Origin of the sequence: Marivirga tractuosa DSM 4126, from assembly GCF_000183425.1 — a bacterium.
Classification (GTDB): Bacteria; Bacteroidota; Bacteroidia; order Cytophagales; family Cyclobacteriaceae; genus Marivirga; species Marivirga tractuosa.
The window spans coordinates 1,654,021-1,671,693 of the sequence record NC_014759.1; the positions used below are offsets into that span (position 1 = coordinate 1,654,021).

Sequence of the window (17,673 nt, forward strand, 5' to 3'; positions counted from 1 at the left end):
AAGAGAATAAAAAATGTAATTCCAAACAAAAATCAATATACTTAAAGCGTGTAAGATATATTAAGTAATGTTAACTCATTTTATTCTCCAGTCAAACCCCATAAAGAAATTTCGTCCCATCATACTCCCATAATTGTAAGCGGTATCAAAATATTCTCCAAAACCGAGAGGAGTGGTCTCGTCCTGCGTTCCGCTAAGCGGTGACACCCTTTGCACATTATCCAATACATTTCTGACACCTGCAAAAACCTCTAGCCTTTTGAATTCCTTTCTAAGTTTAAGGTTATGGAGTGTGAATTCAGGAGAAAAGTCTGATCTGGAGCTGATAATTTCACCCGTTGCACTCACATCATAAACCTCTGGCATGGCAGTAGGTCCATTCCAATTAAAACTATAATTCAACTTTATCCCCAAAGGAAAACTATATTCTGCTGAACCTACCGCAGACCAATCTCTTGAATACATAATTGGGTTCTCCTCTAATATTCCGTCCGCATTGCTTTCTGCCTGTCTTGCATTCTGCCATTGAGCACCTAAATTCAAATAGAGATGAGCGCCTATTTGGTGGTTAATATTCGCACTTAGGCCTCGGGTATAAGCATAAGCTTCGGAGTTCTCATAAATAATAAAGCCAGGTGTATTATAATCAGGAATAATTTTATTAGTAAAATAAGTGTAAAACCCATCCAACTCAATACTTCCCTGCTGATTTCCGACAGTATAAACATGCTGAAATCCCAAACCGACATTAAATGACCTTTCCGGGTCTAAATCTTCGTCAATCCGCAATTCCCTTTGTCCGGAAACAAAAGCGTGATCTTCAGTGAATAGATTCACTATCCTAAACCCTGTACCACTATTGAAACGAAAATTAGTCCATTCGCTTAATTGATACTGGACATTTAGCCTTGGGGAAAATATCAAACCGTGTCGATTGTAATAGTCTATTCTAGCCCCAGAAAGTGTTTTCCATTTTTCATTTATCTTCCATTCATCTTGAACGAAAACACCGGGGATAATTTGTAAATCAGGCTTATTACCTTCCTCATTTTCAGTTGCTGCTGAGTTATCGTCATAGTAGCTTACGCGCTGACTTAAACCTGATAAAAAGCTGTGATTTCCCCACGTTCTTTCATAAATGAAATTTGAGAATGCTTGATGTTGTTCCGCCTCATAAAATGTATCTCCGTAGAAACTGTCTTGCCAATGTTGGCTAGCTGAAAACTGCAATCTGAATGGTGATCCTCCAAATTTTTTACTCCCGAATAACTCCCAACGATGCGTATAAATACTTTCCCCATAAACCTCATCATTCCCTCTTAATTGCTTATAGTTTCGATCCAGCACGTATTCCACAACACCATTTCTTCTATCTTCAAAATAGTATTTACCACCTATTGACAATTGCTTTTCCTCATTTTCAGAGAAATTAAATATTGAAAAGCGATCTCTTAAAACCACATCAGAAAACAAATCATTATTTTCATCTATAAACTGATTTGCCACATCCCAGTGAAAACCCGAAAAGTGTTTCCAACTTTTAGCTTTATATTGGGTGATTAGATTTCCTTTCCATTCACCAAATTGCGAAATACTGGAATTCAGATTTACAGAATTAGTTTCTGCATGAGGAGTAATAATATTAATAACTCCTGCCATTGCTTCGGAACCATAAAGCGTTGAGCCCGGGCCTCTAACGACTTCTATTTTTTCCATCATATCTGTAGGGATGCTATTCAACCCATAGACTGTAGCTAAATTACCGTAGATCGGAATTCCGTTTATTAACAGTGAAGTGTAGGCTCCTTCTAATCCGTTTATGCTGATTTCATTGGTGTAGCAAACGCCACAAGCCACATTTTCTTGAATTCCATTTACCATAGAAATATTTTCCATCAAGTTACCCGAACCTTGCGAAAAATCATTTAGAAAATCTGCTTTGAAAACTTCGACTTTCACCGGAGAATTCCTCAAACTTCTAGCTTGCATTTGCCCACTCACCACCACTTCATTTAAGCCTAACTTATCTGGTAAAAGCTGGATTTGATGGAATTGCGATAAATCTATTTCCTCCATGTCAATTTTCTTCTTTTGATAGCCTACATGCGAAATCCAAATTTCTTTAGAATCAGTTTTTAAGTCTAATTTGATTTCACCATTCTTGTCTGCTGTTGCCCCATATCCAAGGTCATGGTCATAAGCTGTTGAAAACGGTAAAGGCTCCCCCTTTTCATCTTTAATAACAGCTCTGAATTCCTGTGCATTTATCAAATTAAGCCCTGATAACCAAACAATTAAAACAAATAACAACCTTAACATAAACTATTTTTAGATTAATCTAAATTTATTTTACTGCAAATATATTAATTATAATTAGATTACTAAATAATAAAAGAAAGGTTTACCAAAAAGATTACAAACATGAATTCTTAAATTTTACTATCTTGCAGTCAAAATAATCTATAAATGAGATATATCTTTTTCTTAACTTTCATTGCTAGTTCCTATCTTGTACAAGCTCAAGAAGACAGTATACAGATTTATACAGATAGACCTGGTTTTTCTGATTATCCCAAAACTATTCCCAAAGGATACTTTCAAGTTGAGGCAGGTTTTTCTTTTGACAGTGAAACAGTAAATCCAAATGATAAGAATCAAGTTATCAATTGGAATAATACACTGGTCAAATACGGATTGACATCTGGCTTAGAACTAAGGTTAAGCCAATCATACCAAAGCGTAAGATTATTAGAATCAGGTACTAGTCCAGAATTCAACTGGATTAGCAATTCGGGACCAATTGTAGTAGGATCCAAAGTAAACTTACTGGAAGAATCTGGTTTAATACCGCAAACCGCAGTTTTGGCTGAATATGGAATCAACACTGCTAATCCAAGCACTTTTGAAAACAATAGTTACTACAGAATTCAGATGTCTTCCATTTATCAATTAAATCCCCAATGGTATTTGATGGCTAATCTCGGATATGACAAGCTTTTCGAAAATTTAGGTCGGTTAAGATTCACCTTAAATTCTGGCTTCTCAATAAACGAGAAATTATCAGTGTATGCCGAGATATATGGTTTCAGATCTGAATCTCTAACTCCACTTAATTATTTTGATGGAGGTTTTACCTATTTAATCAATCCGAAATTTCAACTGGATCTCCATGCAGGCTTTGACTTGGTGCAGCAAGTCAATAATGTGGATAATTATCAGCAAAGCTTTTTATCAATAGGCTTAGGCTATCTTTTTAAAGTTAAAAAATGAGTTTAAAGGCTAACTTTAATAAAAACAATAAATTTGAGGCAGGTTGCGATGAGGTGGGGCGTGGTTGCTTGGCTGGGCCTGTAGTTGCATCAGCAGTAATTCTACCTACCAATTTTTCTCATCCCTATCTTACAGATTCCAAAAAACTGAGTGCAAAAAAGAGAGCTGAATTGGTAGATGTCATTAAAAAAGAAAGTATTGCTTGGGCAATTGCAGAATGCAGTCCAGAAGAAATTGATCAGGTAAATATTTTAAAGGCTTCATTTTGGGCTATGCACAAAGCATTGGATCAATTAAAACAAAAACCAGATTTCTTATTGGTGGATGGAAACCGATTTACCCCTTATCCAGAAATTCCCCATGAATGTGTTATAAAAGGAGATAGCAAATATTTTAGCATAGCAGCTGCTTCCATTTTAGCTAAAGAATACAGAGATAATCTTATGAGAGACTTAGCTGAAATTCATCCTCATTATGGTTGGGAGCGGAATGTTGGATACCCTACCAAACAACATAGAGCAGGTATTCAAAAATTTGGAGCAACTGAACACCATAGAAAATCATTTCAATTGTTGCCTAGACAATTAGAAATATTTGAAAAAGAGCATAAAGAAATCTCATCATGAAAAAGTTTAAAGTAGGCTGTGTACAAGCCACTCCTTCTCTGTTTAACAAATCCAAAACAATGGATATTGTACTAAAATGGATTAAGAAGGGTTTTGAACAAGGAGTTAAATTGTTGGTATTCCCCGAGAGCTTTATTCCTGCTTACCCAGCAGGTTTGGCCTTTGGAACCGTTGTGGGCAGCAGAACAGAGCCGGGAAGAGAGCAATTTCGAGAATACTGGGACAACAGTGTGGAAGTTGGAGCTGAAGAAACCCAACAGATTGCGAAATGGGCTCAAGAATATGAAATGTATATCACCATTGGCGTAACAGAAAGAGATTCTGTTAGTAAAACCTTATACTGCACATTACTTTATTTTTCTCCTCATGGAAAATTAATGGGGAGACACCGGAAGCTAAAGCCAACTGCTGCAGAAAGACTCGTTTGGGGAGAAGGAGATGGCACAACTTTAAGCACTTTTAACACTGAAATAGGTAAATTAGGCGGGTTGATTTGTTGGGAAAACTATATGCCTTTAGCCAGAATGTCCATGTATCAAAAAGGAGTGGAAATCTATGTTGCTCCAACTGCCGATTCAAGAGATAGCTGGAACAGCAGTTTGATTCATATTGCCTGCGAAGGCAGATGTTATGTTGTCGGTTCCAATCAATTTATCCGCAAAAGAGACTATCCTGAACATCTACAAAAAGAATTAGCTACAGATCGACCTGAAATTTTATCAAGAGGCGGTAGTGTCATTATTTCTCCTTTAGGGAAAGTATTGGCAGGGCCTTTGTACCATGAAGAAGGATTACTCACCGCAGAAATAGATCATGATGAAATAATTAGAGCAAAAATGGATTTTGATGTAATTGGACATTATGCCCGGAACGATGTTTTTGGGTTTGAGGTCAATGGGCAGCCGGATATGGAGAAAGAGGAATAGCAAATTCCTATCTCAGGCACTTGCGATTTACATGCGGCAGAAGCAACAAAGAAACAAGCACAAGAGGACGCTTGCTATTTGAGGGGGAGTGACACATGCGAACCACTTGCGCCAACTTTTGGAACACATTAATCTCCAGCGAGGCACTATCTCTAGTATCAGCCCAATGTCTGACATGAAAAATGTCCGACATTTCATACCTGCCTTTTATATTTCAACTTTCATACCTCATATTTCTAAAATTTCCTCATTTTTGCAATCCAAAAAATTAAAAGGAATGATCAGAGGAGCTATATTGGTATTTTTAGGTGCTTGCAGTTTTGGGGTTTTAACCACATTAGTTAAAATCTCCTATAAAGAAGGCTTCACTTTAGCAGAAGTAACAGGAGCACAAGTTTTCTTTGGTGCTATAATTTTGTGGCTTATTTTAGCTGGAAGGGCTTTATTTCAAAATATAAAATTTCATTTTACTTGGAAAAATAGCTGGAAAGTACTACTTACTGGAATAAGCACAGGATTGGTAAGCTTGTGTTATTATAAATCCATCCAAGAACTTCCTGCCTCGATTGGGATACTTCTATTAATGCAATTTACTTGGATCAGCATGCTTCTGGAAATAATCATTCACCAAAAATTTCCTACTCGAATGCAATGGATTTCAGTTATCTTCATCCTTTTTGGAACCTATTTAGCAGGTAATATTTACAGCTTAGACAATATCCCGTTTAGTTTAGAAGGTATAGGATATGGGTTTTTAGCAGGATTTTTTTATGCAGTATTTATTTGGGCAAATGGAAGGGTCGGCAATGCATTGGTTCCTGTTCAGAAAAGTGCAATGATGATAACGGGGGCATGCCTTTTCATCTTTGTGATTTTCCCTCCTGAATTTCTATGGAATGGAAGTATGTCTGCAGGATTATGGTCATGGGGATTAATTTTCGCATTATTTGGAACTGTAATTCCTCCTTTATTCTACGCTTATGGCATCCCGCAAACTGGAGTGGGGCTAAGCAGCATTCTAAGTTCAGCTGAATTACCCGTAGCGGTTTTCTTTTCTAGCTGGCTTTTAGCTGAAGAGGTGACAGCTTTGCAATGGATAGGAGTTGCTACAATTCTGTTTGCAATAGTGGTTGCCAATGTTAAGAAGGCTAAAAGCCCCCTAGCCCCCAAAGGGGGGAAGACGCCCTGAATTAAATCTGCTTTTTAATTTGAAAAATTGTAATTAATAATTTGTAGCTAATATTAGAAATAAAAGTAAAAAGTGATAAAGTTTATTGTCACTATAGATACAAATCTGTGAGACCAGTTCCCTTTTGGGGATTAAGGGGCTGCCGGACTCCAGTCAGAAGGATTATCTCGCCATTCCTTTAAGGTCGCTAACTCATCATTTTGAATTAATTTTTTTACTAAAGCCTCTTCAAGCAAATGCGGATAATCGCTTAAGCAGACCAACTTAATTTGAGCTTTTTCAAAATTTTCTACTGCCACATCAAAACCATAAGTGAAAATTGCTGCCATTCCCAACACATCAGCACCAGCTTCTCTTAAAGCTTCTGCTGCTTTGATAGAACTACCACCAGTAGATACTAAATCTTCTACCAATACAATTTTTTGACCCTTCTCTAATTTTCCTTCCACCAAATTCTCCATTCCATGCCCCTTTGGTTTGGAACGCACGTACATAAAAGGAAGATCTAATGATTCGGCAACCAAAACGCCCTGCGGAATACCGGCTGTGGCAACGCCAGCAATCGCTTCAGCATCAGGAAATTGCGATCTTATGACATCAGATAAATAATGCTTGATAATACTTCGTGTTTCAGGGAAGGAAAGTGCTAACCTATTATCGCAATAAATTGGAGATTTCCAGCCTGAAGCCCAAGTAAATGGTTTAGCTGGTCTGATTTGTATAGCTCCAACATCTAATAATTCTAAAGAGATGGCACGTGCAATTTCTGGTTTGGCGATGGTAATCATGAAAAAGTTTTGATTTAGATATTCTGCAAATTTAAGGTTTTTATTCGCAAGGCTGAAATAAAAGAAAGAATAAGGAATCGAAATTATTTTCACTCTTAGAATGATACAAGATGAATCCGTTAATTTACCAAACTCAACATCCCCAGTTTATCCATTTTCAATTTACCTTCATCATCCAGTTTTCGCACAGTAGAAATTACTTTCTCTTTGGCATAACCTTCAATGTTTTCTAAAAGTCTCTCAATATTCAAATGGGAATCTTTCAGGATTTGTAATACTTTTTGCTCCAAATCCTTATCCTGATGCAATGATTTTTTTTCATTGATGCAAACATCGCATACTCCGCATTTCTCTTCTTTATATTCTCCAAAATACTGTAGTAATTTTAAAGTACGGCAGACTAAATCATTTTCAACATAATTTTTCACTGCCATCAATTTCTCGTATTTGCTTTTCTTCCGCTCCTCCAATCGCTTTTTATTCAAAGGCAGTTTGTTAGCATCATGACGTGCTTCCAGAAAGGTTAACTGTGGAGAATCTGATTTGGGTGAATAATCCATCACTCCTTCCTTATCCAAATAATTTAATTGTTTTACTACTTCTTTCGGACTCAATTCAGCCATTTTGGCTATTTGCAATTCATTTATAAATATAACTTGTTGATAAATATCTCCGCCATAAATTCGCAATACCGTTTTAATCAGCTTTTCAAATTTGGCATTGGCAATTTCATAGGCATATAAATCCTTAAAATCCAGATTAATATGTAATCCAGATGGTCGGAAAAACTGTTCATTCAGTTGAATAAAGCCTTCCTCTTCTAGTACTTTTAACGCATGAAAAACTGGATAAACTTCATAGTTGTAATGCTGACAAAAATCCTGAATTTCAAAATTATAGCTTTGCATTTCGCCTGAGCCAATCGCTATTTTAAAGTAATTTGCCAGTGACTGATAAAGCTTTTTAAGGAAATCAAATTCAGGATGGGCCAACTCATGTTTCTCTTCCATCTCTTTGAAATCCTGAGGATGGTAAAGCGCAACAGCAAAAGCTGGTTTCTCATCACGCCCTGCCCTGCCCGCTTCCTGATAATAGGATTCCAAATTATCAGGCAACTCCCAGTGAATTACAGTGCGTACATCGGGCTTATCAATACCCATTCCGAAGGCATTCGTGGCCACAATAATTCTGGTTTTATCTTTCAACCAAGCATCCTGCTTAGCATTTCGATCAGCTTGTGAAAGTCCGGCATGATAAAAATCTGCTGAAAACCCATTTTTCTTCAAAGCTTCAGCTATTTCTTTTGTACGTCTTCGGTTTCTTGCATATATAACAGATGTACCTGATATTTTTCGTAAAATCTCAAAAAGCTTGGCTTCCTTATTTTCTACTTTTCTTACCGAGTAAGAAAGATTATCTCGTGCAAAACTCTTTTGAAAAAGCTTTCCATTTTTAAAATTCAGCTTTTCTTGAACATCGATTTTAACGTCTTCAGTGGCAGTTGCAGTTAAAGCTATGCAGGGCAAATCAGGAAATAATTCTCGGAAATTAGCAATCTCCAAATAAGGTGGGCGGAAATCATAACCCCATTGGGAAATACAATGCGCTTCATCTATTGCGAGAAGATTAAGATTCATTTTTTTAGCCCTTTCCAGAAATAATTCGGTTTTTAACCTTTCTGGCGAAACGTAAAGAAACTTATAGGCGCCATGAGCGGCATTATCCAATAGAATATCAATTTCCCTATAGGTCATACCCGAATAAACGGCAGCTGCAGGAATTTTTCTTCTCTTTAATTGCTCTACCTGATCCTTCATTAAGGCGATTAGCGGTGAAATTACTAAGCATAAGCCTTCGCTCATCAAGGCAGGCACTTGAAAGCAAATAGATTTTCCCCCACCAGTTGGCAACAAAGCCAAGGTATCATTTCCAGAGGTTACGGAATTGATAATATCCTCCTGCATACTTCTGAAGGCTTCATAGCCCCAGTACTTTTGGAGAACATCAATGGCTTTTAGGTTTTGCATGGAGTTTATAAAGATATTTTATGAAATTAAAATCCAGTTCTAAAATTTGGTGTTTGAACTATTAAACACATACGTTTATCTACAAAAATTTCATTTATTTAGATTCTTCATATTTCATATGTTTGGTTGATTACGGTTTTCCATAAAATCATCAGAAAACTTTCCCATGCTATCCAATAAGCTTTGCCATGGATCATCAAATGGAATAATATAAAATGCGTTTCCAAATTTTTTGAAATAAACTTTATCGCCTTTCAATTTGAAGTTTGTAGGTATTTTAATGAATTGTTCACCTTCAATATCTTTAATATTAACTATTTCAATCATAGACATAAAACGAAAAAGTGATTTACCTAATTTACAATTTTCATCAAATATTCACAGCACTTAAACTAAATCTCTATAGAATTAAAAAAACTTTGCGGCTTTGCGCCTCTGCGAGACATTTTTGCGTCAAAGACGCCTGCGTACTAGTTTTATTCTAAAGTAGATCTTAAAATCATTTTACCAACTAGGTGTCTCCTTATTCAAAAATGCAGCTATTCCTTTTTTACAATCTTCTGAAGCACGGGCTATGGCATTTTGCTCAGCTGCATATTGTAAGCCTTCTTCCAAGCCTTTTTCTTGCACTTCAGCTATCATTTGTTTAGTAAAAGCCATGGATTGACCTGAATTGTTTAGAATTAATTGTTGGGCAAATTCATAAACGGTTTCTGAAAGCTTTTCGGTTTCCACCACTTCATTGACTAAGCCCATTTTTTGGGCATCAACTGCTTCATATAATTTTCCGGATAACAACAATTCTTTTGATTTTCCTTCTCCTATTTTTCTTAATAAAAACACCTTAACTATAGCAGGAATAAATCCAATTTTCACTTCCGTATAGCCGAATTTTGCATGAGGTACTGTATAAGAAAAATCACAGACTGTAGCCAATCCACAGCCTCCGGCTAAGGCATGTCCTTGAATTTCTGCTATCACTACTTTAGGATAAGTGTAAATCTCATAGAAAAGCTCTTTTAAATGATTGGAATCTTCAAGATTTTCTTCATAAGTATTATTTTGTAACCCTTGTATATAAGCTAGATCAGCTCCAGCACAAAAAGCTTTTCCTTCAGCTCTAAGCACTATTACTTTTGCATTATTATCTTCCTTTAGTTGTACAAAAGCTTGCTTCAGTTCGCCCACAAATTCATAACTTAAGGCATTTCTCTTTTCAGGTCGGTTTAAAGTAATGTAGCCAATTCTGTCTTTAATTTCAATCTTAGTTAATTCCATAGTTTATAATTTCCATTCAAAAGCACCATTTTCGGGTACTATGTAATAGTCTAAATTTTCCTCCTCAAATTTAGCTTTAAAGTTTTGAATGTTATAATAAGAATTGGACGCATCCACAACAATCTTATTAGGATTGAAAAAATCCAGTAACTTCTCAGGTTTTTTTAATGTATTATTACTAATAATCAATAAATCAAGATCGATCGGATCCTTAAATGTGAAATCTTCATCTATTTCCTGATGCCAATGAATAATTCGTTTACCCTCCCAAATGGCTAACTTCAATCCATGGAAATCTTCAAACAATTCCTTTTGATTTTCTGGTTCAAAACTATCAGGATGAAAATCAGCTATGCCAGCTTGCAATTGACTTGGGTAAACGTGAAATCTAAGTTTATTTTTATCCTTAGCCAATTCATCTTCCACTTTCAGATATTGAGAGAATCCGTTCTTAATTGCCAGTGCATGATGCTTTCCAGTGTCATACACGATCAATTTCTTCTCATGAAAATTTTCATATTGACGCAAACAGATACTAGCACTCATGAAAAACAAGCTTAAAACTGCTAATTTCAAATAATTCAATTTCTTCTCTGATATGAAAAGGGCAATAAAGAAAATGGCAATGTAAATCAACCAGCTCTCTGGTGTATTAATAAAAATACCATCAATGGTGCTGTTAGGAAGATAATCCAGACTGAAAACCAAATAATTAATGACTTGAATAAAATGGTCAATAACATAGCCAATCCTTTCGGCTGCCCAATCCCAAATTGAAATAATCATTAAAAATAGACTACTGTTGAGAATGACAAATGCTGCAGGAATTACTACAAGATTGGACAAGAAAAAATAAGTCGGGAATTGATGAAAATACAGCAAACCTAAGGGAGCAGTGGCCAATTGCGCAGCTATGGAAACACAAGTAATAGCCCAGATTTTATCCCATAAAACATATTTGAACTGTAATAACCCATATAATTTGGGCTGAAAAAAGACGATGCCTAAAACTGCCAAATATGATAATTGAAAACCTACGGAGAAAAGTAAAAAAGGATCAAAACTTAAAAGCACAAAAGCCGAAGCTGCCAAGGTATTGTAAATATTGGTTTGTCTTTTCATGGCTTGAGCCAAAATGATAAAGCTAAACATCATAGCTGCTCTTTGAACGGATGGGGAAAGTCCTGTTATAAAAGCATAAGCCCATAAAACAGATATATTGATAATAGCAAAAAAGACTCTGCCTCTTTTACGATTTCGCCACTTCTTAAGCAGAGTGGAAACAATCAAAAAGATGATCCCCACATGTAATCCACTTACCGCCAAAACATGCATTGCACCTGCAGCCGCATAAGCATTTCTCAAGTCATTATCCAGTTCATCTTTTATCCCTAAAGTTAAGGCTTTGGCTATAGCTAAGGAGCGGTCATTTTGAATGTATTTATTCATAATACCCTCCAAGTATTGACCTATTTTAATGGAAGAAGCCATGACCAAATTCCCTTGTTCCTCATCAAGCTTTAGCCAATTCCTTGAATTAATATATTGTTGATGATAGATTTGATCAAAACCTAAAAATCGCTTATAATTAAATTCTAGTGGATTTTTCGGGGGCTCTAATTCACTGAGTTGAGATTTAATCAGTAATTGATCACCATATTGTAAAGCTTTTGAAAGGCTATCCTTTTGGAAATAAGTCATGGCATTTCCACTATAATTTTGCCATTCATTATTAAGTAAAACCTGTTGAATTTCTACTTTAAAGCCATACGTTTTCTCAGTGGTTTTTCCTGCATTTATCAAAATGGCTTCAAAAGCTTCAATTTCATCAGTATTTGCATTAAGCAAATGTGCTTCATCATGTTTTTCAGATTTCCAGAAAGCATTGAGATAACCAAAAGAAAAACAGATTAAAAAAGCTAAAACAGCAAAGGAAACGGATTGAAGAGCAGGAAATTGATAACCTCTAAAAAATTGAGCCGAAAGATACAAAACTGTTATCGCACCAAAAACAAGAAGAATTATTTGATAAAAATCAGAAAGGAAAGTACCAGCGACTATTCCAAGTGCCATGAATAGCACAAAACGGATAAAGGCATATCGGTTCCAGGCTTGTTGCATATACTAAAGTAAATAACATGCTTGAAATAGCCAATTGGTTTAACTAATAGTTTACTAACAAAACGAAAATAGCGTTTTCCGATTCTAATTATTCATCATCTCCATTTGGTAATGCATAATATTACACTCTTCAAACTGATCGCCTACTTTCTCAAAACCAAAACGTGAATAAAGCGATACAGCAGGAATTTGAGCATGCATATACATTTTTTTGCTGTAAGCTTTAGGATTTTCTTTGATGTTATCGATCACAGCTTTTACTAATGCTTGCCCTACTCCTTTTCCTCTGTGTGATTGCAAAACCGCAAATCGTTCCAGTTTCATCCCGTTTTCCGTAAAGCGCCATCTGGCTGTACCACACGGGTTTCCAATGTCATCAGTAGCTATGAAGTGAGTAGAAATTTCTTCATATTCATCATATTCCTCCTCTGGAGCAACTTTCTGTTCTTTAACAAATACTTCTTCACGGATAGCGAATATTTGTTTTAGTTCGTCTTGGGTCTCAACTACTTTTACTACAATCATTTGTGTTCTTTTTCAATCAGGGCATCATTTTTATCATAAGCTTCAATGATATGTTTTACCAATCTATGCCTCACTACATCTTCTCCCTTCAAGTGCACAATACCAATTCCTTTAATATCTTTTAAGATCTGAGTAGATTCAATCAATCCTGATTTTTGCTTTTTTGGCAAATCTACTTGACTCATATCTCCTGTAATGATTGCTTTAGAATGAGGTCCCATACGGGTCAAAAACATTTTGATTTGCATAGGAGTTGTATTCTGAGCTTCGTCCAATAAAATGAATGCATTGTGTAAAGTCCTACCTCTCATATAAGCCAAGGGAGCAATTTCTATCACTCTATTTTCTTGATAATATTTCAACTTTTCAGCAGGCACCATATCATCCAAAGCATCATAGATCGGGCGCAAATAGGGATCAATTTTTTCCTTCAAATCACCTGGTAGAAAGCCTAAATTTTCTCCCGCTTCTACAGCAGGTCGCGTTATAATAATTTTTCTTACTTCTTTATTTTTTAAAGCTTGCACTGCCATGGCAACAGAAACATAGGTTTTCCCCGTACCAGCTGGACCAATAGCAAAAACTAAATCATTTTTTCTAACGGCTTCTACCAACTTAATTTGATTGGGAGTTTTGGCCTTAATGGCATAGCCCTTTGTGCCAAAAACCAAAGTCTCATCCGCATTAACATCCAGTTTTTTCTGGCTCTCTTCATGCTCCTCATTCAAATAGGTTTTTACACTTTCTTCTGTAATTTTCCCAAATTTGTGGTAATGTGTTACCAGTGAATGCACAATTTGATTGATGCGAATAATTTCTGGAGTGCTTCCTTGTATTCTGATTTCATTTCCTCGTGAGATAATTTTAGATTTAGGAAAAGCGGACGAAAGTTCGTTGATATTACGATTTTCTACACCTAAAAAATCCACCAAGGATACATTTTCTAAAGTAATAACTTTTTCTACCAAATGATTTTCTTATTTATGATGTCTCAATATGTTAGTACTGAAATTTATGTAATTTTGTTTTTAACAAATTTAACAATAATTCAATTTTTTGTATGCCTTTAATCACTTTTCTATCAGATTTCGGTTGGCGCGACCATTATGTGGCAGCGGTAAAAGCCAAAATACTGAGTGAAGATACTAGTCTTCAAGTGATTGACATATCTCATAACATCACCAAGCACGATATCATTCATGCTGCTCACGTTTTAAAATCGGTTTACAACGATTTTCCTGAAGGAAGTGTTCATTTAGTAGCGGTAAATTCCCGTTCTGAGCCCAATGAAGCAATGATTGCTCTAGAAATCAAAAAACATTTTTTCCTAGGAAGCAATAATGGTTTACTAAGCTTACTAAGAGAAAAAGATCCCGATAAAATCATAAAAATATCTTCTGAAGAAGAAATTAAAGGCAATTTTCCAGCTAAGGATATTTTAGCATCATCTGCTATAAAAATCCTGAATTCTGGCACTTTGGATGGAATTGGAGAACCTCTAGCTATTGAAGAATTCAAGAAATTCATTACTCCTAAAGTAAAAGCCACAAGGGAAATTATTCAAGGGCATGTGGTACATATAGATGATTATGGAAATCTGATTACGGATATCCTTAAGTATGATTATGATATTCTAAGCAAAGGAAAAAGTGTCCAGATTAAATTCAGAAATTATTCTTTAACGGGTGTTCAAATGCACTATCATGAAAGTCAGGGTGGTGAAGCTTTTGCTATTTTCAATGACCAAGGCGTATTAGAGATTGGAATAAAACAGGGCAATGCAGCTGAACTACTTGGCATGGAATACAATAGTATGGTGAGTGTGAAGTTTGGGGATTATTGAAAAGTTGGAAGCGGGAAGTAGGAAGTTTGTTTGACCAAATATTCTAAGAAAGATGCCTTGTTGCCAGTTGAAATTTAATTGAGATAAATAGTTGGGTGAAGGATCTAGGATAATTAGGTCAGCACCGGAGGTCAGACCAGAAATAGTCTCCTAACCCACAAGGAGTATTCCAATGCTATTATGTTAAGCTTTAAAACCTTAACTTTTAATACTATCCTGAAAAATAACCTTGGTTATTTTCTCTGTGTTGTATTGTTTCTATTCCCGATAAATGCGGGACAGGTCGTGGTAAAATTTGCTGAGGTTGGCACCAATTAACATAGATTTTTTTCAACTACAATAGATACAAAAGAAAACAAAAGGTTTTTCGCTAAAGCGGAAACCTGAAATCCTCTTACCTTATTAACATTAAGAGGGATCAGAATTGGAACCTGAGAAGTTTGATTTTCCTAGGTCAATACTCAAATAGATTAACCGTCATCTCAATACCCGGTACTCACTACTCAATACTAATTAAATGCTATAGGCGCAGCCAGCAATTTATCTGGAATACCAAATGCATCAGTGAATCCGATGGCATCTTGTCTGGATTCCCAACATAATTGATTGACCATTTTACGGATCGCTTTAGTTTTCACACCTTCCATATAGCCTTGCTCTAAATACCAACCCTTGTTTTGCTCGATTGTGTGCAAAGCATATAACTGACATAACTGTTGCAATGCTTCCCTACAAGCTTTATTTTGTGTGGTCTCCACAGCCAATTGAAATCGTTCTAATACTTTTCTTTCAATATAAGAACGCCCAACATTTATCAGGTGATGTTGCGCTACGTTTACTGCATCAAATGAATCCATTCCTTCATCAACCAATCTTTTAATACGCTGGCCGGCTGAAGCCACTATTGCCCGTTCCCTGTACTTGAATGCATTTAAATGGAATTCAAAATCCAATAAATGCTTCTCATCAGTACTTCTTACAGTAATTGGATTCTTTTCTGTTATGGACGTTTTGGCTTGCTTACTTAGGTAATTAAAAATGGTGGTGAAATTCATATCCCCCATTTCTTGCTTGAATTCAGTCAACCGACTTTTGGCAACTAATTGCATCAAGACCGTATTGTCACCTTCAAAAGTGGTGTAAACATCCGTGTCACTTTTCAATGCATCAATTCTGTTCTCTGATAAATATCCTTTCCCTCCACAGGCTTCTCTGCATTCTTGCAGTGTTTCAGTGGTAAACCATGTTCCGTAAGCTTTCATGCCGGCTGCCAAGGCTTCAATTTCTTGCCCTTCCTCCTCAGATTTGGTAAGAAAACGATTGGTCAAGTATTTCAAAGCAAAATGCATAGCATAGCTTTTAGCTACTAATGGCATCAACCTTCTTTGGTGCATTCTATAATTTAAGATAGGTACTTCTCCCCCACCTTCAGGACCAAATTGCTTGCGTTGGTTGGCGTACCGAATGGCTATAGTCAAACCTGATTTGGCAGCAGATAATCCCGACCGAGGAACTCCAATTCTTCCACCTACTAAAGTTCCTAACATGGTGAAAAACCGCTTGTTATCCGATGAAATGGAGCTTTTAAATCTCCCTTCATCATCCACTGAGGCAAATCGATCCAGCATATCTTCTTTAGGAATTACTACTTTATTAAATGCAATTAAGCCATTGTCCACACCATTTAAACCCATCTTATGACCGCAATCTTCAATCTCTACTCCAGGATGCAATTCACCAGATTTATTTCGTAATGGAACCACAAAAGTATTGACTCCATAATCCTCTCCATCTATAATTAATTTTGCAAATACAGTAGCTTTCTGACCATGCAAAGCAGCATTGCCAATGTATTCCTTTCTGGCATCTTGGTGTGGAGTATGAATGGTGAATGTTTTGTCTTTATGATTGTAAGTGGCGGTTGTTTCCAATCCTCTTACATTGGAACCATGGTTAGTTTCCGTCATAGCAAAACAGCCAGGTAATTCCAATGAACCTATTTCTTTCAAATATTTTTGATGGTGCTTTTCAGTTCCCAAGAAATAGATGCTCATTCCCCAAAGCCCGAATTGCACACCGAATTTTATGACCATGCTCAGATCATGATAACTCAAGGTTTCCATAATGGTGAAGTAGCCTTCCATATCTTCTCTTCCACCATATTCTCTAGGAAAAGCCCAAGAACCATAGCCTTCTTTTGCTAATAATTTACACCATTCTAAAACTTGCCCTCTTTGATCCGCTATTTTTTCATGTTGATGATATGCAAATTCAGGTTTCGTTAAAGTATCTTTTACTTTTTGAATCAATTCAATTTTTGAGCCATCTAAAATCTCTTGCATCAATTTAGGATCAAAGGAAGATTTTGATTCCTGTTCGGAGGTAACGGTAGAATGGGTATTTTCAAATCTGTAGGCTGATTCATTAAAAATTAAGCCTAATTCCTTCTCAGCAGTTTTAAAAGCTTCTTTATCTTTTTCTGATATTTGCAATTCATGACGATTTCGATGAGCCTTCACCAGTTCCAAACCCAGAGCCGTCAAATTCTTTAAATTTTTCGGTTTGATGAATTGAATCTGGTTACGCCAATTTTTCAGTTCCTGAGCAGATGGTTTTTGATTTGGGTTCAAATATTGCTCAAGAAGTTCAACTTCTTCTCTTTCCAACCACGATTGCGAATTGACCAGCTTCCGCATGGTCTCAACGTCAAATTTAGACAAACTAAAATCTTCCCAAAGTGTATAAAATAGTGGTAAGAAAATGTACAGATTCGGGTTTTTAGAAAATTGGACAGAATTCAGCATAAACTCTAATTATTGAATTATTTTCCTAGAGTAAACGCAGGAGATGGGGCATAGTTTAGAAAGCCGCTTAATCCCCAAGGGGGAAATTAGGCCTCTGCTGCAGATTCAGTGATAGCAATGAAAACAAGTGGAAGTAGGATGTGGGGTGATGGGTGTTTAAGGTCGCTCTTACAGAGCTAAGGTTAAGCTAACAGATTGACGTTACTAGATGTGGACTCCGAAGGAGCCTGAAACTCATAGGTTTTGTTACCTTCAACTCAAATATATCTTTTCTCG

General features: G+C 36.2%; 14 protein-coding genes. 5 read left to right on the top strand and 9 right to left on the bottom strand.

Annotation, left to right across the window (positions count from 1 at the left end; translation table 11 throughout):
* Window positions 1–75 precede the first annotated feature (75 nt).
* Window positions 76–2,319, bottom strand: coding sequence for a TonB-dependent receptor (locus tag FTRAC_RS06795; protein WP_013453497.1), 2,244 nt, complete (start codon window positions 2,317–2,319; stop codon window positions 76–78).
* Window positions 2,320–2,466: 147 nt separating this feature from the next.
* On the opposite strand from FTRAC_RS06795, the gene FTRAC_RS06800 reads away from it, so the two are divergent.
* The 4 genes from FTRAC_RS06800 to FTRAC_RS06815 all read left to right on the top strand — a co-directional run bounded on the left by FTRAC_RS06800 (window position 2,467) and on the right by FTRAC_RS06815 (window position 6,011).
* Window positions 2,467–3,270 carry a transporter gene (locus tag FTRAC_RS06800; RefSeq protein WP_013453498.1) on the top strand — a complete coding sequence of 268 codons (804 nt, stop codon included), beginning with the start codon at window positions 2,467–2,469 and terminating at the stop codon, window positions 3,268–3,270.
* Window positions 3,267–3,896 carry a ribonuclease HII gene (locus FTRAC_RS06805; protein ID WP_013453499.1) on the top strand — a complete coding sequence of 210 codons (630 nt, stop codon included), beginning with the start codon at window positions 3,267–3,269 and terminating at the stop codon, window positions 3,894–3,896. Before FTRAC_RS06800 ends, FTRAC_RS06805 begins: the two co-directional genes overlap by 4 nt.
* Window positions 3,893–4,822, top strand: coding sequence for a carbon-nitrogen hydrolase family protein (locus tag FTRAC_RS06810; RefSeq protein WP_013453500.1), 930 nt, complete (start codon window positions 3,893–3,895; stop codon window positions 4,820–4,822). Before FTRAC_RS06805 ends, FTRAC_RS06810 begins: the two co-directional genes overlap by 4 nt.
* 253 nt (window positions 4,823–5,075) lie before the next feature.
* Window positions 5,076–6,011 (top strand): EamA family transporter, encoded by a 936-nt coding sequence (locus tag FTRAC_RS06815; RefSeq protein ID WP_245546033.1) that lies wholly within the window; start codon window positions 5,076–5,078, stop codon window positions 6,009–6,011.
* Between the two features lie 131 nt (window positions 6,012–6,142).
* Here the strand turns inward: FTRAC_RS06815 and pyrE are convergent, their stop codons facing one another.
* The 7 genes from pyrE to FTRAC_RS06850 form a co-directional block, all read right to left on the bottom strand.
* On the bottom strand, window positions 6,143–6,799 hold the full coding sequence (gene pyrE, locus FTRAC_RS06820) for an orotate phosphoribosyltransferase (protein WP_013453502.1): 657 nt from the start codon (window positions 6,797–6,799) through the stop codon (window positions 6,143–6,145).
* 119 nt (window positions 6,800–6,918) lie between these two features.
* Window positions 6,919–8,826 carry a RecQ family ATP-dependent DNA helicase gene (locus FTRAC_RS06825; RefSeq protein ID WP_013453503.1) on the bottom strand — a complete coding sequence of 636 codons (1,908 nt, stop codon included), beginning with the start codon at window positions 8,824–8,826 and terminating at the stop codon, window positions 6,919–6,921.
* A 114-nt stretch (window positions 8,827–8,940) separates the two neighbouring features.
* Window positions 8,941–9,159 carry an antitoxin gene (locus tag FTRAC_RS06830; protein ID WP_013453504.1) on the bottom strand — a complete coding sequence of 73 codons (219 nt, stop codon included), beginning with the start codon at window positions 9,157–9,159 and terminating at the stop codon, window positions 8,941–8,943.
* 171 nt (window positions 9,160–9,330) lie between these two features.
* A complete protein-coding gene (locus FTRAC_RS06835; RefSeq protein WP_013453505.1) occupies window positions 9,331–10,104 on the bottom strand; it encodes an enoyl-CoA hydratase/isomerase family protein in 774 nt (257 codons plus the stop codon).
* 3 nt (window positions 10,105–10,107) lie between these two features.
* Window positions 10,108–12,225 (bottom strand): ComEC/Rec2 family competence protein, encoded by a 2,118-nt coding sequence (locus FTRAC_RS19220; RefSeq protein ID WP_013453506.1) that lies wholly within the window; start codon window positions 12,223–12,225, stop codon window positions 10,108–10,110.
* Window positions 12,226–12,309: 84 nt separating this feature from the next.
* Window positions 12,310–12,750, bottom strand: a complete 441-nt coding sequence (locus FTRAC_RS06845; RefSeq protein WP_013453507.1) for a GNAT family N-acetyltransferase — start codon at window positions 12,748–12,750, stop codon at window positions 12,310–12,312.
* On the bottom strand, window positions 12,747–13,718 hold the full coding sequence (locus tag FTRAC_RS06850; protein WP_013453508.1) for a PhoH family protein: 972 nt from the start codon (window positions 13,716–13,718) through the stop codon (window positions 12,747–12,749). The genes FTRAC_RS06845 and FTRAC_RS06850 overlap by 4 nt, the downstream gene beginning before the upstream one ends.
* Window positions 13,719–13,810: 92 nt before the next feature.
* On the opposite strand from FTRAC_RS06850, the gene FTRAC_RS06855 reads away from it, so the two are divergent.
* Window positions 13,811–14,593, top strand: a complete 783-nt coding sequence (locus FTRAC_RS06855) for an SAM hydrolase/SAM-dependent halogenase family protein (protein ID WP_013453509.1) — start codon at window positions 13,811–13,813, stop codon at window positions 14,591–14,593.
* 509 nt (window positions 14,594–15,102) lie between these two features.
* Here the strand turns inward: FTRAC_RS06855 and FTRAC_RS06860 are convergent.
* Complete coding sequence (locus tag FTRAC_RS06860) at window positions 15,103–17,397, bottom strand: acyl-CoA dehydrogenase family protein (protein WP_013453510.1); 2,295 nt, start codon at window positions 17,395–17,397, stop codon at window positions 15,103–15,105.
* Window positions 17,398–17,673: the final 276 nt, after the last annotated feature.